The 24,002-nt window shown below is 35.4% G+C and carries 23 protein-coding genes; 14 read left to right on the top strand and 9 right to left on the bottom strand.

All coding sequences use genetic code 11. The features are described 5' to 3' along the window. Positions 1-38: 38 nt before the first annotated feature. Together M2373_RS21700 and M2373_RS21695 are read right to left on the bottom strand one after the other, a co-directional pair. Positions 39-932, bottom strand: coding sequence for a hypothetical protein (locus tag M2373_RS21700; protein WP_259113469.1), 894 nt, complete (start codon positions 930-932; stop codon positions 39-41). Between the two features lie 276 nt (positions 933-1,208). Beyond that, positions 1,209-2,831 carry a helix-turn-helix domain-containing protein gene (locus tag M2373_RS21695; RefSeq protein WP_259113467.1) on the bottom strand — a complete coding sequence of 541 codons (1,623 nt, stop codon included), beginning with the start codon at positions 2,829-2,831 and terminating at the stop codon, positions 1,209-1,211. A gap of 268 nt (positions 2,832-3,099) precedes the next feature. On the opposite strand from M2373_RS21695, the gene M2373_RS21690 reads away from it, so the two are divergent. Continuing rightward, complete coding sequence (locus tag M2373_RS21690) at positions 3,100-4,260, top strand: thioredoxin fold domain-containing protein (RefSeq protein WP_259113466.1); 1,161 nt, start codon at positions 3,100-3,102, stop codon at positions 4,258-4,260. A gap of 71 nt (positions 4,261-4,331) precedes the next feature. On the opposite strand, the gene M2373_RS21685 is transcribed toward M2373_RS21690, so the two are convergent. Together M2373_RS21685 and M2373_RS21680 are read right to left on the bottom strand one after the other, a co-directional pair. Further along, entirely contained in the window at positions 4,332-5,981 is a 1,650-nt protein-coding gene (locus M2373_RS21685; protein WP_259113464.1) for a hypothetical protein, read from the bottom strand. 202 nt (positions 5,982-6,183) lie between these two features. Further along, complete coding sequence (locus M2373_RS21680) at positions 6,184-7,206, bottom strand: 3-oxoacyl-ACP synthase III family protein (protein ID WP_259113463.1); 1,023 nt, start codon at positions 7,204-7,206, stop codon at positions 6,184-6,186. Between the two features lie 73 nt (positions 7,207-7,279). Here M2373_RS21680 and M2373_RS21675 point away from each other — a divergent pair, with 73 nt between their 5' ends. The 6 genes from M2373_RS21675 (at position 7,280) to M2373_RS21650 (ending at position 13,276) form a co-directional block, all read left to right on the top strand. Further along, positions 7,280-8,179: a CorA family divalent cation transporter gene (locus M2373_RS21675; protein ID WP_259113462.1), complete on the top strand. Its 900-nt coding sequence runs from the start codon at positions 7,280-7,282 to the stop codon at positions 8,177-8,179. A 176-nt stretch (positions 8,180-8,355) separates the two neighbouring features. Beyond that, positions 8,356-9,942 (top strand): patatin-like phospholipase family protein, encoded by a 1,587-nt coding sequence (locus M2373_RS21670; RefSeq protein ID WP_259113460.1) that lies wholly within the window; start codon positions 8,356-8,358, stop codon positions 9,940-9,942. Between the two features lie 77 nt (positions 9,943-10,019). Continuing rightward, positions 10,020-11,489 (top strand): FG-GAP repeat protein, encoded by a 1,470-nt coding sequence (locus M2373_RS21665; protein ID WP_259113458.1) that lies wholly within the window; start codon positions 10,020-10,022, stop codon positions 11,487-11,489. Positions 11,490-11,529: 40 nt separating this feature from the next. Beyond that, positions 11,530-11,871: a hypothetical protein gene (locus tag M2373_RS21660; RefSeq protein WP_259113456.1), complete on the top strand. Its 342-nt coding sequence runs from the start codon at positions 11,530-11,532 to the stop codon at positions 11,869-11,871. 355 nt (positions 11,872-12,226) lie between these two features. Then, the gene (locus M2373_RS21655; protein WP_259113455.1) at positions 12,227-12,694 is read left to right on the top strand and encodes a DinB family protein; all 468 of its coding nucleotides are present in this window, start codon (positions 12,227-12,229) and stop codon (positions 12,692-12,694) included. A 72-nt stretch (positions 12,695-12,766) separates the two neighbouring features. Then, positions 12,767-13,276: a hypothetical protein gene (locus tag M2373_RS21650; protein WP_259113453.1), complete on the top strand. Its 510-nt coding sequence runs from the start codon at positions 12,767-12,769 to the stop codon at positions 13,274-13,276. Between the two features lie 112 nt (positions 13,277-13,388). Here the strand turns inward: M2373_RS21650 and M2373_RS21645 are convergent, their stop codons facing one another. The 4 genes from M2373_RS21645 to M2373_RS21630 all read right to left on the bottom strand — a co-directional run bounded on the left by M2373_RS21645 (position 13,389) and on the right by M2373_RS21630 (position 16,173). Continuing rightward, positions 13,389-13,940, bottom strand: coding sequence for a DNA-3-methyladenine glycosylase I (locus M2373_RS21645; RefSeq protein ID WP_259113451.1), 552 nt, complete (start codon positions 13,938-13,940; stop codon positions 13,389-13,391). Beyond that, positions 13,937-14,257 (bottom strand): MazG-like protein, encoded by a 321-nt coding sequence (locus M2373_RS21640; RefSeq protein ID WP_259113450.1) that lies wholly within the window; start codon positions 14,255-14,257, stop codon positions 13,937-13,939. The genes M2373_RS21645 and M2373_RS21640 overlap by 4 nt, the downstream gene beginning before the upstream one ends. Beyond that, positions 14,244-15,173: an AraC family transcriptional regulator gene (locus M2373_RS21635; RefSeq protein WP_259113448.1), complete on the bottom strand. Its 930-nt coding sequence runs from the start codon at positions 15,171-15,173 to the stop codon at positions 14,244-14,246. The genes M2373_RS21640 and M2373_RS21635 overlap by 14 nt, the downstream gene beginning before the upstream one ends. Before the next feature lie 193 nt (positions 15,174-15,366). Continuing rightward, on the bottom strand, positions 15,367-16,173 hold the full coding sequence (locus M2373_RS21630) for an SDR family oxidoreductase (RefSeq protein ID WP_259113447.1): 807 nt from the start codon (positions 16,171-16,173) through the stop codon (positions 15,367-15,369). A gap of 277 nt (positions 16,174-16,450) precedes the next feature. Between M2373_RS21630 and M2373_RS21625 the strand changes: the two genes are divergently transcribed. From M2373_RS21625 to M2373_RS21600, 6 genes are all read left to right on the top strand, one after another. Next, positions 16,451-18,055 (top strand): helix-turn-helix domain-containing protein, encoded by a 1,605-nt coding sequence (locus M2373_RS21625; RefSeq protein WP_259113445.1) that lies wholly within the window; start codon positions 16,451-16,453, stop codon positions 18,053-18,055. Between the two features lie 880 nt (positions 18,056-18,935). Beyond that, on the top strand, positions 18,936-19,739 hold the full coding sequence (locus tag M2373_RS21620; protein WP_259113444.1) for a hypothetical protein: 804 nt from the start codon (positions 18,936-18,938) through the stop codon (positions 19,737-19,739). Positions 19,740-19,745: 6 nt separating this feature from the next. Beyond that, complete coding sequence (locus M2373_RS21615) at positions 19,746-20,531, top strand: hypothetical protein (protein ID WP_259113442.1); 786 nt, start codon at positions 19,746-19,748, stop codon at positions 20,529-20,531. A gap of 277 nt (positions 20,532-20,808) precedes the next feature. After that, entirely contained in the window at positions 20,809-21,414 is a 606-nt protein-coding gene (locus M2373_RS21610; protein ID WP_259113441.1) for a hypothetical protein, read from the top strand. Between the two features lie 17 nt (positions 21,415-21,431). Further along, positions 21,432-21,809, top strand: a complete 378-nt coding sequence (locus M2373_RS21605) for a hypothetical protein (protein ID WP_259113439.1) — start codon at positions 21,432-21,434, stop codon at positions 21,807-21,809. A 49-nt stretch (positions 21,810-21,858) separates the two neighbouring features. Continuing rightward, positions 21,859-22,872, top strand: a complete 1,014-nt coding sequence (locus M2373_RS21600) for a TQO small subunit DoxD (protein ID WP_259113437.1) — start codon at positions 21,859-21,861, stop codon at positions 22,870-22,872. Between the two features lie 131 nt (positions 22,873-23,003). Here the strand turns inward: M2373_RS21600 and M2373_RS21595 are convergent, their stop codons facing one another. Next, entirely contained in the window at positions 23,004-23,534 is a 531-nt protein-coding gene (locus M2373_RS21595; RefSeq protein WP_259113435.1) for an NAD(P)H-dependent oxidoreductase, read from the bottom strand. A 90-nt stretch (positions 23,535-23,624) separates the two neighbouring features. On the opposite strand from M2373_RS21595, the gene M2373_RS21590 reads away from it, so the two are divergent. Next, positions 23,625-23,987, top strand: a complete 363-nt coding sequence (locus M2373_RS21590) for a helix-turn-helix domain-containing protein (RefSeq protein WP_259113433.1) — start codon at positions 23,625-23,627, stop codon at positions 23,985-23,987. The last annotated feature ends 15 nt before the right edge of the window (positions 23,988-24,002 follow it).

The following is a 24,002-nucleotide window of genomic DNA, read 5'->3' as shown; positions in this document are numbered from 1 at the left end:
GGCAACCTTCCCGATTATGCTTTTATAAACATGAATAGTTATTGACCTAAATAAATAAAAGTATTAACCACCAGATAAGCAGATCTGTTATCCAAAGCAGCCCCGCTACCTCCTGTAGGAACCGTTGTCGTCCCCGATAAAGAGTGCGTATGTGCACCTCCTGTTGCCGTATTAGAGAGAATACCCACACCTCCCCATGAGGTAGGAGTACTGTTTCCCTGATAATTTCCGGAACCGTTGTTTCCAACCGTAGTACCTCCTAAAAGGAAGCCTCCCTGTCCCGCAGCATGGGAATGCGCACCTCCGCTTTCTGCCATCCCGTTAATCACTCCTACCAGACTGATATTAGGAAGATTCGATCTTGTAAGCGTTAATAAATTTTCTCCCCCTTCACTTCCCAGCATTTCTGTACCACTTTTTGTTTTTAGAACCCTATCTGTTGCATCTGGTAAACTATCCGTAAACCCAAGACTTGTTGCCAATGACTGTGCCTCTGTCGGTAAAGTGGAGACACTTCTTCCGTTAAGCAGATACCATCCGTCATGATCGGCTGCTTTCACAGAATTCTTGATATCACCGGCAGTGGTATGGGTTAAGGTTTTAGGATCACCCTGCATCATTTTTTGCCACATATCTCCATCGAAATAATAAAGCCCTGCTGAAGTGATGTTGGTAGTTTTGGTGGTCACCGAACCTACCGGAGCGGTTACGTATACTACAGTTCCTGCATGCATACTTGAGTATTTGGCATCTCCTGCTCTCAATTGATCTCCTGTGAGTCTCGGGGGCAAAATACCTTCCGCTGTGGATCCGTCTCTCTTTTTTGCAGAGACATCCAGACTCGCTATAGGTTCAGCTGTATTGATTCCTATCTGCGCCAGGGCAAGATTAGATAATACAGATGCCATAACGACTGTTAAAGTTGTTCTCATCCGTTTAATTTGTTACTAATTTTAATGATTTCATGGTTTAGTGTAAAATATTTTTCTCAAAATACTTTATACCGATTAGTAGCTTTTAGTTTTAGTGTTTAGGTGAGCTTTATAGAAGTAGAACAAAATTTCCCGGAAAAAATGTGACTAACTGCAGTATGGATATCTATCTCATAAAACTGGTGCAAATATATGGAAGTGACCACCTTACATAAAACAAATGGTTAGCCATTTTCAGGAAAATGAAAAGAATGAGTAGTTAATATTTCAAATGATTTAATTATTTTCCTGAAAATGAACATTTTTATCTGTCTGATTTTCAGAGTCAAGGTGTTTTATATAGGCGGAAGGTGAAAAATCTGTTACTGCTTTAAAGACAGATGCAAATTTGCTGTGGGAAGAAAAACCACATTCATCAGCAAGAATACTGATCTTATATTGACGGTATTTTTCGTCATTAATAAGTTTATCGACAATATAATTAATCCTTAACCGGTTGATGTACGTTTTAAAATCTGAGCTTTTATGCTGATTGATAACATAGGAAAGATATTTTGTATTAGTATTCAGCTCCCCTGCCAGAAAAGGAAGTGACATATTTTTGTTATTATATAATGCTCCTTTTTCAAATTCATTAAGATGTTCCAAAAGCTTGGTTTCAGTTTCAGAGGTCATCAGCGATTCGTTGCGTTTTTTGACATCCTGATTTCTGTCATCCACTTCTTCAACGGAAATATTAGAAAAATCGTGATCAGACTTCGGTTTTGCCGTATCATTTTTAGGATCTGATAAAATCTGCTGACTTCTGATAATACTTTTGAACTTTGAATGTTGCTTTTTCTGCTTTCGTCTGAAAAATATCAGTAATCCAATAATTCCGGAACATAAAATAATAATTGTAACATTCTTGGCGACACTCATTTCTACGATGCGTTCATGAAATTTATCCTGATCATCAATATTCTGAGGGTTTAAGATTTTACTTTTAGCATTCAGGTCGTCATAAGCCTTCATGTATTTTCTCGTGTAAATGGAGGCTTTTTCAGAATCATCCGTCGCTTCATAATAATCATTAATATTCGCATAGATGGCTTTTTTAAGATCCAGATGACCAATAAATTTTTCCGCAATATCTTCAGCTTTGTTTAAATAAAACTGTGCATCACTCCATTGTTTCTGTTTCAGTCTTATTCCACCCAAACCATTATAATTAAGAGCCAGAATACGGGATGGCTGTTCTATAAGCGCTTCAGACTTCTTATAATAACCTTCTGCGGTTTCATAATGATTAAGTCTAAAATAAATATCTCCCAGAATCTGATTGGAAGCTGCCGTGAGTAATTTATAGTCCTGTGTATCTGCTTTTTCAAAAAAAACTAATGATGCATTTATATAGTCAATAGCTCTTTGAGGGCTACCGGACTGAATTTCATAATATGCCAGTTCCTGATTTAGTAAACCTTCTATTTTATGTTGCTGTTGAGGGTCTTTTATTTTTCGGGCAAATTCAAAACTTTTTAAAGTATACTTTTTAGATCTCTCAAAAAGAGCAACCAATCTGTACTGAACCGCAAGAAACCACGCAACCTGCGATGACCACTCCATATCGTCAGCCTCATCAATTAATGAATTGGCATTTTCGGCGTAGCATATCGATTTTTTAAAGTCACCGATCTGCTGATAAAGATTGGCAGAAAGCATAAGACTTTTGATCTTATCCAAAGGCTGTCGGGAAGATTTATAAAGAGAATCAGCTTTTTTTAATGCTGCAGGATAATTTTTTTGAAATTTTTCAGCAATGGTTGTCTCGTAAAGTTCATCGAAACCAAGTTTTTTCTGTGCAGGAATATTGACTGTCGTGATTATAAAAATCACAAAACCCAGAAGACTTTTAGACATAAATTAACAAATTATTATTTTGATTTTATAATAATTCATCATTTTCACAGGTGTCTTTTTTGTTTTTTACAAAACTAAGGATATTTTACATTTTATTAAAATATAATTAATGTAATTAATTTTTTAAATCAAATTTTAATTATTAGTTCATTTTAAAAACATGCAATAAATAATAAATTTTCCTTATAATTTTTTAGTAACTATTTTTCTATTCTTCCGACTTATGTGTTAACATAATTATTACATTTGTAATCAATAAAAAGTATTTATGAAAAAATTAGCTATATTTTCTTCATTATTTATTGGTGCCTGGGCATTCGCTCAGGGGATTAAATTTGAAGACAGTAATTTTACCGCTATTCTGGCGAAAGCAAAAAAAGAAAACAAACTGGTATTTGTAGATGCCTACGCTTCATGGTGTGGCCCGTGTAAACTGATGGTGAAAAATATTTTCCCTTTACAGTCTGTCGGAGATTATTACAACAGTCACTTCATCAATGCTAAAATTGATATGGAAAAAGGTGAAGGAATAGGTCTGGCAAAAAAATATAATGTAAAAGCCTTCCCTACTTATCTTTTCATCAACGGAGACGGTGAAGAAGTACACCGAACTCTGGGCTATGTGGAAGAAGCAGATTTTATTCAGTTTGCAAAAGATGCCGGAGATCCCAATAAAAGATTAGCGGCTTTAAAGCAGAAATTCGAAAGCGGGGAAAAGGATCCTGAATTTTTGAAAAATCTGGCGGGTCTTACTATTTATAATGATGCCGAATTTGCAGGAAAAGTTCTGGAACGTTATTTCAATGGTAAAACCAATCTAGATCAGGAGGATATTCAGATTTTACTTGCCGGAACTCAAAGCAGCGAAAGTGCTTTATACAAAATTTTCCAAAACAAGAAAGCAGAGATTATCAAAATTCTTCCCGCTGAAAAATATGAGGCAATTGACAAGAATATTAAATTAAATACAATTGTTAAAAAATCATATAACGCAGACACAAAAATATGGAATGACAGCTATTTCATAACCGAATCAACAAAATTCTTATCTAAAGATGAAGCTGAAAAACTATTAAAAAGAGCGAAATCCAGCAGAGCCTTAAAGAATAAAGATATTCCAACTTATGAGAAATTAACACTGGAGCTTTACAAAGATCCTTCTTCGGCAAGTTCTGAAGAATTAAATTCACTGGCGTGGAATTACTTTGAAAATGTGAGCAACAAATCATCATTGGAAAAAGCTGTAACTTGGGCTCAGGAATCTGTAAAGAAAAATGAAAATTTCGCGAATACAGATACTTTAGCGAATCTTTACAACAAAATCGGTGACAAGAAAAATGCTAAACTTTGGGCTGAGAAATCGGTCCAGCTGGCAAAAACTACAGGACAGGATTCTTCTGATACTGAAAAATTATTACAAAGCTTATAAGCTATACTAAATTTAAAATAGAAAAGACGAATCCTTGATTCGTCTTTTCTATTTTAAAGAACTAATTCAGATTAGTCTATTCTTACAATACTGAGGACAAAAGGAGCAATTATATTCGTTGTATTTGGTGTAGAACCAAACGTAAGTCCATCAAAAGTCAATGTATTTCCGGCATTCATTTTAACTAAAGCCGAATTCGTCACAGAAATTGATGACGGAGCTCCACTCACCTCAGGTAACGGTACTTTTGAAGATTGTAAATTACCATATGCACTACCATTCAAACTGATTCTGGCATACGCCATATATCCGTCTCCTCCATCTTCAGTATTCCCTCTCTGAGGATAAACAATTTGAAAATCTACTTTATAAAGACCTGTAGCCGCCGCTGTAAAAGTATTGCCTGCAAACTCATTTAAGTTATCAAATGTTTCTGCTGCTGTGGCAATATTTGTAAAAGTATTATTGACCGTTATTGTAATATTTCCTGTCGCTCTCACTGCACTTATACTTGAGGAGTTTCTTAATTGTACGACCCCGGTGCTGTTAACAGCCAGTGTACCTGCGGATCCTGAAGAAACCTGAAGACCTTCCAGCCTAACAGGATTGGTAGCATTTACATGCAATATATTAGAAGGAGAAGCCGTCCCGATTCCCACATTTCCAGACCTTATAGAAATGACCCCACCTGCTGAATTATTCACAATAGTACCTCCTAATGACATGTCTCCATTGTCATTAAACACCATTCTTCGTACATTATTCACCCGGTCAACAACTTCAAAAGAATTTGAGGCACCTGTTGTGCCTCCTGTAGAAGGAGCCAAAGCCCAGGCAGAAGTTGTATTACTAAAACGAGACTCACCTCCATCTACATGAAATCTGGATGCAGGCGAAACAGTTCCTATACCAACTCGCCCGGCATTAGCATCTGTGAGATACATTAGCTCATTGGGAGTAATCCCTACACTAAAAGACATATATCGAGGCCCTACAGCTGTTCCTGTACTTGTATCTCCAAAATTAATACGAGAAATTGTCCCCGGAAAAATAGAAGATGAAGATTTCATATTGATTCCGTAATTATCGGCGCGGTTACCATATCCGAAGCCATCTTGACCAACATTGATATCCAAAGCATTCTTCGTTGCTGCTCCTGTAAGAGCTGCATTTAAGAGTTGGCTACCCTGCACCTGCAATTTTACGGTTGGCGCAATAGTTCCAACTCCTACTCTATCATTTGCAGCATCTACAGAAAATGTACTTCCATCAACAGAAAAAGCATTTGCGGCAGTTCCAACAAATGATAATGTATTACTACCCTGTGTTACTATTCTGTTATCAGTAAGTGTTCCGTCAGAGTTATAAATATTGACTACAGAATTCGGAGTACTCGAAGGATTAAGTTTCATCCATACTGTTCCGTTAAAATAATAATATCCTGTAGCATCTATATTGACAGCCGTTCCCCCAGTTGTACCGGTGGCTACACTATTTACATAGATCAAAGTAGACGTAGGAACGGATGCCATACTTTGTGCTCGCTGCCTATCGACTCTAGGAATTAAGATACCATCCACATTTGTATCCGTTCCCACTGGATTTTTGGCTGTAATATCTAGCGTTGAAGCAGGAGCACCATTATTAATTCCTATTTGCGCGTTCACTTGACTATAGTATCCAGACAAAGCAACTATAATCGATAATGATAATTTTTTCATATCTCAAGTTTTATGGTTATTATGTTTTAGTGTTGTTTAAAAATATAAAAAAAATAATTAAAAATTCAAAATTCAGGGATATATTTCATATAAATTTAACATACACAGCACATTAACAAATAAAAACTCAACAAATAATTAAATTACATTATAAAAAAAGCGAATAATAAATATTATCCGCTTATAGTTATATTGAAATATTTTAGTATTCAAACAGAACACTTCCCCAGGTAAATCCACTTCCGAAAGCAGAAAGAAGAACCAAATCTCCTCTTTTAATTTTCCCCAGTTCGATAGCCTCATTTAAAGCAATTGGAATTGACGCCGCCGTTGTATTTCCATATTTCTGAATATTATTATGGATTTTTTCATCCGGCAGACCAAACTTCTGCTGCACAAACTGAGCAATTCTCAAATTTGCCTGATGCGGAATAAACATATCAACATCTTCAATCGTTTTTCCTGCTTTATCGAGCGCCTCCTGCATAGTCTCCGGAAATCTTGTCACGGCATGTTTGAAAACAAAATTTCCATTCATGATTGGGTAAACTTCCTTATCCGTTACATTTTCAGGTTCTTTTCGCATTCTGTCGCTCCATCCGAATTTAGAACCTGGGAATTGCGTACATAATTCATCGGCAAATTTTCCTTCGGAATGCATATTGACAGCTAAAATATCTCCTGCATTCTCATCTTCAGTTGCAGAAAGCACAATAGCTCCCGCTCCATCGCCAAAAATAACGGAAACCCCTCTGCCGGCATCTGAAAAATCCAATCCGAAAGAATGAATTTCAGCTCCGACAACCAGAATATTTTTATAAGTCCCTGATTTAATGAAAGCATTAGCCACACTCATTGCATAGACAAACCCTGAACACTGGTTTCTTACATCCAGAGCGCCAATGGTGTCACACCCAAGCATATCCTGCAATAATACTCCACAACCCGGAAAATAATAATCCGGAGAAAGAGTGGCAAAAATAATATAGTCGATATCTTTAGCTGTTAAGCCCGCTTTTTCCAGCGCTTTTTCTGATGCTTTGAATCCAAGATAAGCACTGGTTTCCTGAGAATCATTTCTGTTTTCCCGATGCCTTCTTTCTTTGATACCTGTTCGCTCCGTGATCCATTCATCATTGGTGGTCATTAATTTAGCTAGATCATCATTGGTAACAACGTTATCTGGAACATAAAATCCAATTCCTTTTATTGTACTTTTAATCATATAGTTTTTTTAATTTTGGCAAAGATAAACTTATTTAACACATAGTATTTCAAAATATTACTATTTTTATTGTATGCCAATTAACACCATATACAGAGATTCCCAATGCGAATGGGTGGATGTAGAAGCTCCTACAGCAGAAGATTTAAAGTTTCTTCATGAAAGATACGAGATCAATAATCTCCTTCTGGAAGATACCTTAGACCCCAATCACTTACCCAAATATGAAGAAGACGGAAATGTAAGATTCTTCCTTTTGCGCGAAAGTACAGAGCTTGAAAGGAAAAACCTCAACACCATAAGTGATATCAGTACCAAAATCGGTATTTTTATCATCAACAATACTATTATCACCATCCACAGGATGAAAACCAAGAGTATTGCCCAAACCAAAAAACAACTTACCTGCAGCCAGAACGAAACCAGTGCAGAAAAAATTGCATTGATGATTTCTTTGCTGATCATGAAAAGCTTTGATGATGAAGCCGTGAGTCTCTTTGAAACGATGGATAACATCGAGAACGAAATTTTCCTTAAGAATACCAACCATACCAACCAGATCCGCAGATTATACAAACTGAAAAGAAAATCCGGCTTAAATTCCAGAGTCCTTACCATTTCAACTGATGCTATCGATAAGTTTAAACTTCTTGGGTTACAGGATTCTGAAGTCGTAGATTTAAAAGACAAACATAAAGATGTGGTGGCCGATTTTGACCATTTGAATATCCAGATAACCAACTTGATTTCAATGTTTTTGGCGCTCTCCGATCAGAAAGCCAATCAGGTGATGAAAGTGCTGGCAATATACTCTGTTTACTTTTTGCCAATTACCTTTATAGCAGGTGTATACGGAATGAACTTTGATAATATGCCCGAACTGCATACGAAACACGGTTATTTTTACACATTAGGTTTAATGGGCGTTGTTGTTATCTGTACTTTTATCTATGCAAGAAGAAAACAATGGTAATTTTACTATTAAATCAAGGGGAAAACCCTGTAGTTTTAAAATATCAACATTGCTAATTTTATGATGTCAAATCATAGTTTCCATTATAGCAAATGAAGTAATGTAATACGTAAAATTATTTAAATGAGATCGCTTTACTGACGGTTCACAATGATCAAATCCAAAACAACTAAACCATGAAAACCGAAACTCTTAATAAAATCCTTGAAGAAAATATTCTGTCTAAAGAATCTAAAGTAAAACTTCAGGCTCTCCATGAAAATATTTCCTCCAAAGAGTTTTCTGATCTGCTGGATGCCCATGGACACCAATATATAGAGTTTGTACAGGAAGGCGGCGGTGTTTGGGGAAGTGCATTAGTAGGTTATCTGTATGGACTGGAAATTTTTGGAATACGCTTTTTAAAGGTCGCAGGAACCAGTGCCGGAGCGATAAACACTATGCTTATTGCGGCCTGCAAAACAAAAGAAGAAGCCAAAAGTGAAACAATCAAAGACATTCTTTTCAACTGGGATTTTTCAGATTTCATGGATGGTAAGCCGTATGTAAAAACGACTATTCATTCGATGCTTAACAATAAGAATTTCATTAAGACCAATGCAATCATCGCAGCGATTATTATGGGAATTCTTGTGATTGCGCCTTTTGCCATTCAGTCTGAGACCACTTTGCGGGCAAAGCTTCTTTTTCTCGTTCCGATCATCCCGATTGTTATTGCCTTTTTATATCTAAGAAAATTATACAATGACCTGAAGAAAGCCAATTCGGGACTCAATCCGGGGAATACCTTTTTGAATCAGATGAAAGAAGTTTTGGAAAGCTTCGGAATAAAAACAGTTGCAGCACTTAACGAAAAGTTTGTAAAATCCGGTAAGGATCTCCATCTCAATTACCGTTACGGAAACGGAATGGAATATTATGCCATTGCGCTCAACAGCATTGAAGAAATAAGAGTTAATAACAAAGATCACATCGATGAGGTACGATATAAGATATTCTATGACAGCGCCGTTAATAATGAATATTATAAGCAAGATCCTTTTTACAAATTAAAATCAGAATATATTGTTATCACCACTGATATCAATGCCAAAATAAAAGTAGAACTTCCGACAATGGCCAATTTATACTGGTCAGAAGAAGAATTAAAACATATCAGCCCTGCCGAATTCGTACGAGCATCAATGTCGGTTCCTTTCTTTTTTGAACCCTTCCAAAAGCCTATCAATAAAGATGATGACTCTGTAAAATATGCGTGGAAATACTGGATGAACACCACACAGGAAAACATCAATCCCGTCGGAGTATTTATAGATGGTGGCAGCATTTCCAATTTTCCGATTGACCTTTTCCACTCCATAGATATTTTTTATCCGAGAATGCCTTTGTTTGGGGTACAGCTAACCAGCGACTCCGATATTCTTTCAGAAAAAGGAAAAACAAGTGAAGAAATATTAAAATCACCTTTATCTTTTGCCGGAAATATCATCAGTACTTTAAAAGGTTTTAATGATAAAACCTTTCTTACCAAGCATACATTTTATCATCTCTTCAGCATTCAGACTGTCAATTGCGGAACGAGCAGCTGGCTCAACTTCTTCATGAAAAAAGAAGAAAAAGAAGATCTCTTCAACAGAGGTTTTGTTGCTGCCCTCGATTTTCTCAATCAATTTGACTGGGAAAAATACAAATGTGAAAGAATGATGGTTTCTATGAAAGAGAAAAAAATTCTGAAGGAAGAGGATACTCCGACTGTAGGATAACTGTGGCATCAAAAAAATATTTATTTTTGCAACAGATTAAAGAACAGTCAATCAAATTTTTAATAACCATACTACTCATGAGAAAATTCTCTATTATTTCTTCTTTTTTGATACTTACTCATCTTTCAGCCCAAAGCTGGACGCAAACTTATAAACTAACCCCTATTGAGAGAAGAGGTGGTGATTCTTTTGGATTTGATTTGTTATTGAAAAATAATTTTTTATACAGTTCCGCTTACGGAAATACCTATGACGCTAATGAGCAAAACAGCATTTTTAAAGCCGGAAGTTTTTATGTTTATGAACGTCTGAACAATACATGGGTAAAGAAAAACAAACTCGTTCCCAATGACCGCGAAAGCAGTGATGAATTTGGAAGAAAATTTGCTTTAGCCGATGATAATAAACTATTCATAAGCTCATGGCAAAAAAAATCCGGAACAAGTTTTGGCGTCGGAGCAGTTTATCTTTTCAATAAAGACAATAACGGAAATTGGTTTCAGACTCAGAAAATCACTCCTCCTACAGCAACTGCTTATACTAATTTCGGTAACAGAATGAGCGCAGATTCCAATACTTTAGCAGTGGGTTCTCAGGGATCAAATGTTAATATATATGAATATAACAACAGTACACAAAAATTTGATTTTAAACAAACTTTAATCTCTACTTATAATGCTGATGTGCATGTTTATAATGACAGAGTATTTGCAGGAGTTTCAACACAGACTGTGAATGGAACTGCAAATGCAGGGCAGGTTAATATTTACAAAAAAAGCGCATCTACGAATAGCTGGGAAATCAATCAGACGGTTAATTCTCCCATTGCAGGCGAGACACAATTTGGTTTTACCACGTATGCCAATGGTGATTATCTTTTTGTAACGGCCGCATATTTCGCCAGATTTGTCGCTGTTTATAAATTTAATCAATCCACAGATCAGTACACTTATATTCAGACGATCAGTAATGGATCGGGCTATTTCGGTTCAGAAATTTCAATGGAAAACAATACGCTTGCCATTGGTGCACCGGGAGCAACCAATGTACTTTCTACAGGTGGAGGAGCCGTGTTTGTATATAAGTTAGAAAACAATCTTTGGGTAGAAAAACAAAAGATCTATAATAGCGACTCCAACCCATATGATGGTTTTGGATATGGATTGAGTATCAATAATAACAATATTGCTGTAGGTGCTCCTGATCACGATTTTGACTCGGCAGGAAACAACATCAGTGCAAGTGCCGGTGCCGTATATTTTTTCAATGATCCTGCAAGCCTGGGAACCCATGAATATATTTCATCCGATTCTTATCAGGTATTTCCCAATCCGTTTGCTAAAAATATATCAATTCAGCTAGACAAAAAATATGATCATGTCACGGCAGAAGTCTATGATATGACAGGGAAAAAAATCTACTCGAATCATTTTTCCCACCAACAGAATCTTGAATTAAATTTAGAATTTTTGACATCCGGAACTTACCAGATTAATATTTTTTCAAAGGAAAAAAGGATGATCAGCTCGAGAATAATCAAAAAATAAAAGCAAAAAAAAGAATGATTATCTTAAATAACAATGAAAAATGAACTGGGTCATCAGGAGTACAAAAACAATCAGGTTTCATACCAATTTACATGAAATTTTAAAACCAATCTGGAATGATCTAACCGAATACGACTGGGTTTTGTCAGACTTAGATTTTATATCTGACGAAACAATTCCTATTAATTTTGATCATGATTATTTTATATTGAACCAAGAGCAGTTTAAAGAACTTTATCAATCATATACTCAAATTATATGGGGTATTATTTCTGCAGTTCCAAAAAATATTGATTTAGACAAAAACCTGATTGCCGAACTGTCAACTGAAGATAAAAAGGTTTGGATAAAGGACGATTTTTTATCGCCGAATCTTTTTTAGAAATTGTAGCACTTGACAGTGGATATACTATTATAAAGTTTAAATATGAGAAAATTTCCCATAGATTTAAAGAATATTTTCAGAATGAAGCAATAGATTTACAAAAATTTAACGAAAAGTACTTTTGAAAACCCAACCACACCACAGAACCTTTTTCTTTTCAGGAATTGTTATGATTCCGGTTTCTGTAATCATGTTTATTAAAGGAATAGGAACGTTTGTTTCTCATGGTAATTTTTCTAAGATTCTGATAAAACCTCCGAATTTAGCTTTATCTTCTGGTTACCCATTTTCATACTCGGATTTCTTTTTGCCTAACAGGAATAATTCTAAAAATATTTAAATCAAAAACACCATGACACACAATGATCTGATTCTCCATCATCTCAATGAAACCCGAAGACGGAGTATTATTCTCTGGAAAGGACTTCCCGAAGAATTCTATCACTGGAAACCCGACCCTGATGCCATGACTGCAATCGAAATGATAAGACATGTTCTGCAGGCCGATTATGGCTGGAATATGATCATCAATCAGGAAGATATGAGCAATTATAAAACACCCTGGGAAGGGAAATTATTTCTCAATGTAGAAGATGAACTTGAATTTGCAGAACCTCACCGGCAAAATTTTTTATCAAGCATCGGAAAATTTTCTGAAAAAGAGCTTTCAGAAACAATCATTATCCATCCCGGAAACGGAACTGAAAAATTACTCGGAGCTTATCTTTTAAGAATTGGATATCACGAATCTGTGCATGCAGGACAGTTTTTATCTTATCTCAGAACAATGGGCATTGAGAGACCTTTCATTTGGGATTAATTTTAAGTAATAAAATGATTTGACGTCATATTTTTCGTAGATTTAATACTTATAACCATCAAATATTATCCTATGAAAAACTCAATTCTATTATTTATATTCTTCTTAGCTGCCAATTTCGGGAACTATATCAATGCTCAAAAAATATCAGACGGGCAAACCATTGATGTCAACGGAATGAGTGTTACATTTAATATTTTAAACAAAGAAACAGTACAGGCAGGAGGAAAACCATTTGACCGCTATAAAGTTTCTGCTTCCGTAAAAAATAATTCTGAAAAATCTTATACGATCAGACTTTCTTCTTTTCCGCAAATCGTCAATAATATCGGACTGGTAGAACTCGACTGCATCAATGCAACCGGTGCAAAACTGACTTCAAAAAAGATCGAACTGAAGATGAAAGCACAAATCATCAATGTCACCTATTCCGCTTATGATAAATCAGGAAAATTTGTCAGCAGCGTCATTCCGATCACTGGAAGTTACTATTTTGATGCAGGAGATACAATAAGTGATGATGCGATTTTCATTGTTCCGCAAGGTGAGAAACCTGATATTTCGGTGAGAAGTCTGAAGTAGAATCAGTACAATATATGCTTCGGCAGGCTCAGCATGACATTTCTAATATTACTATCTAATTAATCGTATTTTTTAACAACGTCATGCTGAGCGGAGTCGAAACACCCAGATATTATTCACTTTTCCACATGGGTTTCTGCTTTAAGATATCTTTGTAAACAGCACAATTTTCCGAATGAGCCCCTTTCAAATAACCAATACTCATTAAAAATTCATTGACAATCTCACCGCCGGTAAATTTGAAGGTCTTTTTAAATAATTTCATCCATTCCTGAAGAGTTTTAGGATGATGATGCTCCAGCCATTTTTCAAAAGATCCGAATTCTTTTTGCAGCTCAACAATTGTTTTTGCATTTTCAATAGCAGCATTCACCTTTAATTTATTTCGGATAATGCCGGGATCACTTAATAATCTTTCACGGTCTTCCTCGGTATAAGCTGCTACTTTCTGAATATTAAAATGATCATAAGCCAGCCTGAAACTTTCCTCTTTTTTCAAAATTGTTTCCCAGCTTAAGCCAGCCTGATTGATCTCCATAATTAATCTTCCGAACAGTTCATTATCATCATGAATAGGGAAACCATAATGGTTATCATGGTATTTTTTGTGCAGTTCTCTTCTGCTTTCCGGTTGCATTCCGTTAATTGCCAGACAATAACTCATTTCAGTATATTTTCAGTTCTAGTTAAAAATTTTTCAAGGGCATCCTTGATATCAATTCCGGTTCGGTCTGCCAGGATAATCAGCCACCAGATATTTTCCCCTAATTTATGCTCCAGTTCTTCTGCAGAATCAGGTTTTGTCCATGTTTTCTGATGTGACATTACATCTCTTCCCACCAATCCTGCATCGGAAAGAAAGGCCAAAGCATCCTGCTCTACAGTCCACTCATTTCCATTTTGCTGAATTTCCAGCTGGTGATATTTGTCTCTGATATCCAGAGAGCGTTGTATGATGCTCTCAAAATTATTTTGATCCATTTATATTTTTTTGTATTGATTCTTTATATTGATTCGGACTAAGTTCCGTTTTCTTTTTAAATAATTTACTGAATGACTGAGGATGTTCAAAACCCAGTTGATAAGCCGTTTCTGAAACCGACAACTGCTCATCTGATAAATATTGCTTTGCTTTTTCGATCAATCGGTCATGAATATGTTGCTGGGCATTCTGTCCGGTATCATGACGGAGCATATCACTTAAGTATCTTGGAGTAAGATTCAGTTGTGAAGCGATATACTCTACCGTAGGAAGTCCTTTTATTCCTTTTTGGTTATCAAAAAAATCATTCAGAATATTTTCCATTTTAGAAAGCATATCACTGTTTACGGCTTTTCTTGTGATAAACTGCCGGTTATAAAAACGGTTGCTGTATGTCAGTAACAATTCAATTTGAGAAATAATCACATCCTGACTGAAATGATCAATTCTTTCATCAAGCTCGCTCTGAATAGCATCAAAAACGGTGGTGATTGTTTTCTTCTCTTTTTCTGAAAGATAAAGCGCTTCCGAAGCCGAGTAAGAAAAGAAACCATATTTTTTTATTTTCTGAATAACCGCATAAGATCTGAGAAAATCAGGATGAATATGTAAAGACATTCCGCTATAATCGGATTCTTCCATATCCATTTTCAAAATCTGTCCCGGAGAAACAAATGACATTCCGCCAGATTCAAAATCATAATATCCCTGTCCGTAACGAATTTTGCCATTGAATTGTGTTTTAAATGAAATTTTATAAAAATCCAGCTGTATTCCATTTGCAAAATCTTCAGGATCAAATTTCGCATGACCATAATCTATCACACTGATCAGCGGATGTAACGGAGTTTCCAGTCCCATCGCCTGATGTAATGCCGACAGAGATCTAAAATGTACCGGAAGTTTTATTTTCATAATGCAAATATAAGGTGGGTTTATGACAACTGTCTGGCAGGAGAAGTTTTTTGAGTTAGAAGGTTGGAGGAGGGAAGCTGGAAGTTTAAAAGATAACTATTAATTTTTCAGACCTGTCAGGTTTTTAAAAATATTCATCAAAGGGCACCCCAATTAAAACACGCCCACAACCTTCCTCTTCCCTCTTCCAACCTTAAAACACAAATCCAGATCTCACTTTCTGCACCTGATTTTCAACACCATTTTTCATTCTTTCAGAGTACAGTTCATTAGCATCTTTTCCGGCAACATATCGAAGCTGCTCTTTTTCGTCTGTGGCTGCTTCAAAAATAGTCTGTGCAATATCTTCAGGTTTTGAATATTTTGCAACCTGCTCCGGACTGTAACCTTCCTGAACTTTTGAGATTAATTTTTGATAAGATTCATGAAAAGCTCCATCCAGAGAGCGGCCTGCAAAATCAGTCTGAATTCCGCCGGGAGCAACAACTTTCACTTTAACATTAAACTGAGCAAGTTCATAAGCCATACATTCTGAAAAGCCATCGACGGCAAATTTTGTAGCACTGTAAACCGAACAAGTCGGAAAGCCCATTAAGCCGAATGTAGAAGTAATGTTAATGAAAACACCTTCATTTTTTGCTCTGAAATAAGGCGTAAACGCTTTTGTTACACGAATAACACCCATTAAGTTTGTTTCGATCTGTCTTTGAATCTGTTCATCTGAAAATGCTTCCAGTGGTCCGATCAAACCGTATCCTGCGTTATTTAGGACGACATCCACAGAATAATTTTTAAGAATTTCAAAAACCGTATTTTCCAATTCCTCTTTCTTTGAAACATCAAGCTTAAAAACCTTTATATTTTCAAATTGATCCAATTCTGTCTCTTTTTCAGGGTTTCTCACCGTTGCAATGACTTTCCAGCCTTTAGAATGAAATAATTTTGCAGTAGTTTTTCCCAGTCCTGATGAAGCTCCTGTGATGAAAATTGTTTTTTGCATGTTAATCTTATTTAAAATTGATACAGCAAAGATCTTCAGAAACAAAAATTAAAAGGTAGCCTTATTGAGTTTGTTCGTAGCTGTTTTGACGAAATTTCCAAATCAAACAATAAATAATTTATCTGCCGTATGTAAATTTTACAAATTAAAAATCTCATTTCCAGCACCTACCATATTTAACAATAAATTTAATCATAATACTTATTTTTTAACATATCTTTGTTAAAATTAATCAAAATAGAATTATACAGGAAAAAAATTAACATTTAATTAAACTATGGCTAAAAATATACTAATTATCATCTTCCTGTATTCTACTATACTATGGGCTCAGAAAAATAATGACCCTTTTGAGCAGCTTTATATGAAAACAATGAGAGATGTTGCCGGAAAAGATATCAATCGCGCGCTGAAAATTGCCGATTCTATGACTGCTGCTGCAACAACTCCTCAGCATAGAGGAAGAGGTCTTATGCTGACAGCCAGCCTGTATTTGCAGCAAAATAAAAATGAAGAAAGTATAAAATTTGCAGAAAAAGCAAAAACCATTCTCGACACATCGGAAAACATAGATTTAAAGGCAAAAATAAGAGGTCTGTTAACTTCTGAATACCGAATTATAGGCCTTAATAATAAGGCAAAAAAATATGCAGATGAAGGTCTTGAATTGGCCGATAAAATTACAGATGAACAAAAAAAAGCACAGGTAAAGTCTCTGTTTTATCAGGAATTGGGCTATTATGAAATGGAAGAAAAAAATTACAGACAGGCCATTCAGAACCTTAACCAATCTCTCGATTATCTATCAAAAATACCTGATGATAAAATTAATCTGGGGAAAACCTATCAGCTCCTGGGAGAAAATTATCTGGAATTACACGATTACAAAAATTCAGATATCTATCATCTAAAAGCAATAGAAATTTTACCGGAAGGATATATTGGCAGCGCATTAAGCTTTATCGGACTGGGGATATCAAAAACTAATCAAAAACAATATCCTGATGCAGAAAAATACCTTCTAAAAGGATTGCAATATGCTGAAACGTCTGATCACCCGGCAGCAAAAAGAACAGCATATGATGGACTTGCACATTACTATGACGATATAAAAGATTACGAAAAAGCCAATATTTATAGAAAAAAATACGTAGAAGTATTTAAGAAAACGGAGACTAAATATAATAAAACGGTTGATAAAGACTACAATAAAATTGAAATAGAAAAAGATCATTATGCAAACTGGAACAGTAAAAAAAATATTGTTCTCGGTATTGCTACCTTATCAATTTTAAGCCTGATGATCATTTTTATCATGAATAGAAAGAGGCAAAAAGAAGAATACCAAAAATTTAAAAGCATTATTAATCATTATAAAGAAAAGGAAGAATACGTTTTGGAATCCCGTATAATCACCTCAGAAATGGAAGAAACCGAAAATGTGGAACAAGAAACCGTTACAGAAGAGGCAAATACAGAAAGTAAACAGATGGACATAGCCATCAGCAAAGAAACAGAAGCCAAAATCCTCGAACAGCTCAATCATTTTGAAAAAGATGAAATGTTTAACAACCCTTCTATTTCTCTTTCATTTTTGGCTGCGGAATTCAACACCAATATCCGGTATATTTCTTATGTTGTTAAAAAACACAAAGGCGCTGATTTTAAAAGCTATATCAATAAACTGAGGATCAATTACATCATCCACAAACTGAATACCTCATCAAAATACCGAAAATATAAGGTGAAAGCTTTGGCTGAAGAATGCGGCTTTGCATACCACAGTAAGTTTGCTACTGTTTTTAAATCCCTTACAGGAATTTCACCTTCTACATTTATTACTTTTATCGAACAAGAAGAGGCAAAGAATAATAAAAAGTAATTTCGATACAATTATTAATTTTTTACATTGATCTGTACCATTTTTTGGTGCAGATCTTTTTGTAAGGATCTCGTTTATTCAAATCCACCACTCGAAAAAATTGAATTTTATTATTTTTCAAGATTTACATCCCATTTTCAACACAATTAAAAGTAATAAAAATCAACAACTTAAAAATAAAAACTTTCTCTTTTTCGAAAATGGAAAGCATCTTTCTTTCTGAGAAGAGCTGGTCAGGATAAATTTGTAAAGCAATAAACCACATCAATGATCCATTAAGATGGGTAAAGACTTGACAGAATTTACGAAACACATGTTTTAAAATATCATCTGTGGAACAATAGGTTGGTAAGCTGAATACGGGAGATTTTCTTCCGTATTTTTATTTTCCTGACAGTCTTCATATCAGTCTCTTTACTGAGCAACTAACGACCATTATAAATAAATATCATTGTGTCGGGCACCCAAACATCAGCTTTAAGCTAATATGATCTTCCAATCAGATATTTTTACCCATGATAGGTTTTAAATCTTTTTCGGAAAACTTATACAAGTTCAAAGGCAGGTGTAGCATAGACCTATTAAACATCCATTTAATTTTGTTTTTTTTAATGACATTTTTTATTTTATATTAAATTTTTACACTAAACAATCATCATTATTAAAGCCAATAAAAAAATTACAGGACAAAGAAAATACAAAACCACCGTTCTGACAAAAATTATTACAAATTTTAAACACCACAACATTTAACTGTAAATCAATATTTTAAAAACAAAATATTTTCTTTTTTCCGAAAAACAATAGCCTATCACTTTTTTTTAACCAAGTCTTCCGATAAATTTGCATCCAATGTCAAGCATATTAAAATTTTAAAACAATGAAAAACAAAATTACTGTAGTGTCTGCTCTTCTTTTTTTTGGAGCTTCGTTCGCACAGGTGGGAATAAACACATCCAATCCGCAAGGGATATTTCATGTGGACGGAGCTAAAGATAACAACAGTGCTGGTGCACCGACTGCCGCTCAGCAACTCAATGATTTGGTCGTTACAAATGCAGGCAATGTAGGAATAGGAACTACAACTCCGACAGCAAAACTGGAAATTAATTCGGGAACCTCCAATACAAGCGGACTTAAACTAACCAATTTGACTTCTGCAACACCTATTTCGACAGGACAAACCATTGGAGTAGACGCTTCAGGAAATATTGTAACCCTACCCAACCCTACCGCAGTAAGTGTGACAACTGCAGAAGTAGCTTCCACAACAGGTGCAGATTTTAATGTGGTCAGCAATGCAGACGTTATAGTCTCAGGATCATCACAAACCATCAATGTTCCTACCGATCATAAAGCGGTATTCATTAACTTTATGCTGGGTATAGATTTTGTCGGAACTACTCCCACAGGAACAGGAGCAGGCTATTTCAGAGCGATGCTCTATATTGATGGTGTTGCCACCAATACCTATCTTATTACTCAGGAGCCTCTTTCAACAGCAAGTCCGAATACAGGCGGGCAGCAACTTCAATATACTTTAAACGCCGTGAAAGAACTTTCAGCAGGATCCCACACCCTTGATGTCAGGATGAGGAGAACTTTAGATAATGGTACGCCAGCAGGAACTGTAAATGTATGCCGACCTATTTCAATGTCATTTAATGCTTCTTTCCTAAATTAAGAATTTATGAAAAAGTATCTATTATTGGCAGGTTTTCTAGTCATCAATACTTTATCTGCACAGTTGGGAATAAATACCAATAATCCTCAGACCGCTTTTCATGTAGACGGTGCTAAAGACAACAATTCTTCCGGGGCTCCGACATCCGCTCAGGCACTCAATGATTTTACAACAAGTTCTTCAGGAAGGGTCGGTATAGGAACTGCAGATCCTGGTGATCTGATGGAAGTGAATTCCGGGATTGCAAATACAAGTGGTTTAAAGTTTAGGAATCTCACCTCAGCAACTCCCGTTTCAGCAAGCGGACAACCTTTGGGTGTTGACTCTTCCGGTACTATTATTACCGTTCCGAAGCCTTCTACCCCAAGTGTCGTTACAGCGGAGGTCGCCAACACATCAAATACAGCTTTCCTTGTTAATGATACGGCTTATACCACAATTCCGACTTCTACACAAACTCTGAATATACCAAGCGGAGGCAAGGCCGTATTTATCAATGTAATGTTAGGGGTAGATTACGGAGGTTTTCCTGCGGGAGGCGGGGCCGCTTATTATGAAGCAAGGCTGTTTATCGACGGTGCGCCCACTAATGTATATTTAATAGTTCAGGAAAAAGATCAGGGAGGAAGTAATGCTCAATACACGTTCAGTACTGTTAAAGCTCTATCTGCAGGCAGTCATACCATTGATGTTAGAATGACCCGGTCTTTTAACAACGGGACTACATCAGGAGCTCAGATGAGTTGCCGGATTATGTCTTTGTCTTTTAATGCATCTTATATCAACAATTAAAAATATGATATTTTGTAATGAAATTCTCCCTCGCTTTTCATTACACTTAAAAATACAAATGTCTTTATAAAAGTGATTAGGGAACAGAATATTTTCAGATTACAGTTCCCTTGATTTTAAGTTAGGTTATTCCGAACCTGTTCTCATTGAGCAGGTTCTTTTATGCTTAAAGTATTTTCATATTTACTTCTCATCAATATAAAAGACAACATCTTAGTCCTATTTTACTGTCAATCATTAGAAATAATTGGTATTTTTGGGAGTTTATAACCATCTAATGAATAAGCTATTTTTACTATTATTTACGATATTTTCAATACATTATTTGCATTCTCAGTCTACGAATGAGCTTGATAAAGTTTTAAAAATAGAAGATCTGAAATTCAACAAAAATGAAATTCGGGTTTATAAGCGGTTTGCATTAGCTTCGGGTGTAGAGCTATTCAGATTTTACATGGATGATTCAGGAAACTGGAAAGCCGAATTTTATGAGACGATCGACATTTCAGAAAATAGAGAAGACGAACTAGTAATAGATAAGATTACGTTAAATCCATTAAAAAACCCTAAGCTAGTCTGGCTTCAAATTCTTGATACAAGTGTCATTTATCTTCCTCAATGGAAAGCATTTACTTATAAACTTAAAAAAAACTTACATGATTACAATATAATTGAAGATGAGATCACTTCATCAATACAAACCACTCATATTTTGGATGGAATTTCTTATTACGTGAAAATAAAGAACGAAAAAAATGAAAATGAATTTTCGTATTCAAACCCGGAAGATTACTTAAAAATATATCCCAATGTGGATGAACTGATTTCGTTTAAGGAACTGTTAGATTTATTAAGAAATGATTTCAAGATATTTCTTAAATAAATCTTAGATTTGTAAAAGTGTTACATCCCAAAGCACATATCGCCATTTATAAAACAGCTGTAGTAATCTTACTTCTGATGTTTTCGCTGTCGCCGTGTGCCGTTAAAAGAGATCTGCTTGGTATTTTTGATATTCAGCATGTAAGCACTTTAAACAAAACCAAAACAACGGTTAGTTCCACAGCAGGCTGTACTTTTAATCTCCATCATGCATCTTCAAAAACTCTGTTTTCAAAAGCGGATTTTAAATTAAGAACGGAAGATTTTCCATGCTTTCTGATTCAGGCGATCTCAGAAAAAGAACAGATCCCGCTTCATCATTATTCAAAAAACAGTACAGGAAACAGTCCTCCGAAATATATTTTATTCAAACGGTTGAAGTTACATCTGATTTAGATTTATTTCAAAATCATTTTTAACAACAATTCGTAATAAAATATCATTCATGAACAATAATACAACAACTCAGCCTTATCATTTGGCGGGTTTATTCTCTTTGTCCATTCGCCTTGTTATTGGCTGGACATACTTTTCGGCTTTCTGGAGAAGGCTTATCCTCGAAAATAAATTAATTCCTGATGAAGCAGGTTATATCGGTGAAAAATTCAACCATTTTCTTCCAAATGCGTTAGGAATCAAACCTATTATAGAATATCTGGTCACCCATCCTGATGCATTACAAACCTCTATGATGACATTTACTATCATAGAAGCCGTCGTAGGATTATGTCTCATCCTTGGTGTATTTACCCGATTAATGAGTATTGGAGTCTTCGGTCTTGCATTGGGAATTTTGCTTGGCTCAGGATGGATCGGAACAACCTGTCTGGATGAGTGGCAGATTGGTATTTTGGGCATTGCCGGTGGATTCACGTTATTTCTCACCGGAAGCAGTTTTTATTCCGTTGATGAGTTTTTTTTAAAGAAAAATTTAAAATTTACCCACAAAAAATGGTTTCAGTGGCTCGGATCTGGGAATCTTCCTATGAATAACGCGAAAGCTTTTGTATTGGCCGGTTCGATCGTCATTTTTGGATTAACGCTTTTCACCAATCAGTATTTTCATGGAGGTGTTTGGGGTAAACTGCACAATAAATCTGTAAAACCCAAGATTGAAATCTCAAATATCTCATTAAAGAACAAAGATCTTAAATTTCAGATTTACAGAACCGAAGGAGTAGATGTTTATGGCTCATTTCTTATCGGAGTTCATATTTTAGATGAAAACGGAAAGATTTTAAAAGCATTAAACCATTCTGAACTTTCCCATTTTCAAAAAGAAAATATCTTCAATCATTATGTGGCAAAAGTAAAGCCGGGAAAACACAGTTTAATTATTCCATTGGGGTCAAAAGCTGATTTGACAGTACATATTGATGACATTTCAGATCAGAAAAAGATCCATACCTTAAAACTGATTGACATCAGCGGTATTGAATGGACTGCAGAAATTGAATAATTTAATTTAAAAATTAAAATACCTCGACGGGCCCGGCATGACATTTTTTAATAATCTTACGCATAATTTAGCGTTTAATATTAGCAATGTCATGCTGAGGCTTGTCGAAGCATTTTTTAATCTATATAAATTTATAACCGATCAATAAAGTCCAGATACATCGGTACACTTCTTTCTACCCATTCCTGAGAAGGATCCTGCTCCAAGCCGTAATAGACAAAAGGTTTTTTATAATCAGCATGGATGTATTCAAAAGTCAGTTCGAAAGGTCTCGTCAGCTCATTCATGGTATATTTATATTTTCCCGAAGCACTAAAACCTTCATCATCAATTCCGGTAGATATAGCCAGAGCAATCTTCTTCCCTCCTACTTTGTATCCGCTTTTGCTTCCATATGCCCATCCGTATAAAAGCACCTCATCAAACCATTTTTTCAAAAGAGGCGGACTGCTGAACCAGTAAAACGGAAACTGAAACACAATCCTGTCATAAGATTCAATCAGCTCCTGCTCTTTTTCAACATCAAATTCTCCGTTGGGATAGGCTTTATATAATTCATGAACACTATATTTCTCGGGAAATTTATTCAGTTCTTCTATCCATCTTTTATTAATCACAGAGGTTTCCATATGGGGATGAATAACGATTATTAATGTTTTCATATTTAAAATTTTCTTTTACAAAAATAATAGGTGTAACTTACATTTCGGATATTAGCCACCAATTGTATGGTACTATAAAAAATGTAAGTAATGACTAAAATAAAGGAAACATCAACCAATTTTGCCAATAAAAAAGCACTGTCAGACGAATGTCCGGAATTATATGCTTCCAATGTAATCGGCGGACAGTGGGCACTTGCCATCTGCTGTTACCTCATCAACGGTAAGCTGAGGTTTGGAGAATTGAAAAAGAAACTCGGTAATATCACAGAACGGATGCTTACCCTTCAGCTACGAAGGTTAGAAGAAGACAAAATACTGACAAGAACTGTATTTGCGGAAGTTCCACCAAGAGTGGAATACGAGCTGTCAGAAGTCGGATATCAGCTGAGACCAATCATTGAAGAATTGGAAAAATGGGGAAATCTTCATAAGGAAAGAATGAAGGGGTAAGGAAGTGGGAAGATG

The sequence above is a fragment of the Chryseobacterium sp. JUb7 genome, assembly GCF_024806495.1.
Classification (GTDB): Bacteria; Bacteroidota; Bacteroidia; order Flavobacteriales; family Weeksellaceae; genus Chryseobacterium.
Note: the sequence above shows the minus strand (reverse complement) of the source record. Positions and strands in the feature narration are given on the sequence as shown.

What these genes read in the sequence shown, in the direction of transcription:
- M2373_RS21700 (WP_259113469.1), bottom strand. Translation starts at nt 932, where the DNA reads ATGAGAACAACTTTAACAGTCGTTATGGCATCTGTATTATCTAATCTT.
- M2373_RS21695 (WP_259113467.1), bottom strand. Translation starts at nt 2,831, where the DNA reads ATGTCTAAAAGTCTTCTGGGTTTTGTGATTTTTATAATCACGACAGTC.
- M2373_RS21690 (WP_259113466.1), top strand. Translation starts at nt 3,100, where the DNA reads ATGAAAAAATTAGCTATATTTTCTTCATTATTTATTGGTGCCTGGGCA.
- M2373_RS21685 (WP_259113464.1), bottom strand. Translation starts at nt 5,981, where the DNA reads ATGAAAAAATTATCATTATCGATTATAGTTGCTTTGTCTGGATACTAT.
- M2373_RS21680 (WP_259113463.1), bottom strand. Translation starts at nt 7,206, where the DNA reads ATGATTAAAAGTACAATAAAAGGAATTGGATTTTATGTTCCAGATAAC.
- M2373_RS21675 (WP_259113462.1), top strand. Translation starts at nt 7,280, where the DNA reads ATGCCAATTAACACCATATACAGAGATTCCCAATGCGAATGGGTGGAT.
- M2373_RS21670 (WP_259113460.1), top strand. Translation starts at nt 8,356, where the DNA reads ATGAAAACCGAAACTCTTAATAAAATCCTTGAAGAAAATATTCTGTCT.
- M2373_RS21665 (WP_259113458.1), top strand. Translation starts at nt 10,020, where the DNA reads ATGAGAAAATTCTCTATTATTTCTTCTTTTTTGATACTTACTCATCTT.
- M2373_RS21660 (WP_259113456.1), top strand. Translation starts at nt 11,530, where the DNA reads ATGAACTGGGTCATCAGGAGTACAAAAACAATCAGGTTTCATACCAAT.
- M2373_RS21655 (WP_259113455.1), top strand. Translation starts at nt 12,227, where the DNA reads ATGACACACAATGATCTGATTCTCCATCATCTCAATGAAACCCGAAGA.
- M2373_RS21650 (WP_259113453.1), top strand. Translation starts at nt 12,767, where the DNA reads ATGAAAAACTCAATTCTATTATTTATATTCTTCTTAGCTGCCAATTTC.
- M2373_RS21645 (WP_259113451.1), bottom strand. Translation starts at nt 13,940, where the DNA reads ATGAGTTATTGTCTGGCAATTAACGGAATGCAACCGGAAAGCAGAAGA.
- M2373_RS21640 (WP_259113450.1), bottom strand. Translation starts at nt 14,257, where the DNA reads ATGGATCAAAATAATTTTGAGAGCATCATACAACGCTCTCTGGATATC.
- M2373_RS21635 (WP_259113448.1), bottom strand. Translation starts at nt 15,173, where the DNA reads ATGAAAATAAAACTTCCGGTACATTTTAGATCTCTGTCGGCATTACAT.
- M2373_RS21630 (WP_259113447.1), bottom strand. Translation starts at nt 16,173, where the DNA reads ATGCAAAAAACAATTTTCATCACAGGAGCTTCATCAGGACTGGGAAAA.
- M2373_RS21625 (WP_259113445.1), top strand. Translation starts at nt 16,451, where the DNA reads ATGGCTAAAAATATACTAATTATCATCTTCCTGTATTCTACTATACTA.
- M2373_RS21620 (WP_259113444.1), top strand. Translation starts at nt 18,936, where the DNA reads ATGAAAAACAAAATTACTGTAGTGTCTGCTCTTCTTTTTTTTGGAGCT.
- M2373_RS21615 (WP_259113442.1), top strand. Translation starts at nt 19,746, where the DNA reads ATGAAAAAGTATCTATTATTGGCAGGTTTTCTAGTCATCAATACTTTA.
- M2373_RS21610 (WP_259113441.1), top strand. Translation starts at nt 20,809, where the DNA reads ATGAATAAGCTATTTTTACTATTATTTACGATATTTTCAATACATTAT.
- M2373_RS21600 (WP_259113437.1), top strand. Translation starts at nt 21,859, where the DNA reads ATGAACAATAATACAACAACTCAGCCTTATCATTTGGCGGGTTTATTC.
- M2373_RS21595 (WP_259113435.1), bottom strand. Translation starts at nt 23,534, where the DNA reads ATGAAAACATTAATAATCGTTATTCATCCCCATATGGAAACCTCTGTG.
- M2373_RS21590 (WP_259113433.1), top strand. Translation starts at nt 23,625, where the DNA reads ATGACTAAAATAAAGGAAACATCAACCAATTTTGCCAATAAAAAAGCA.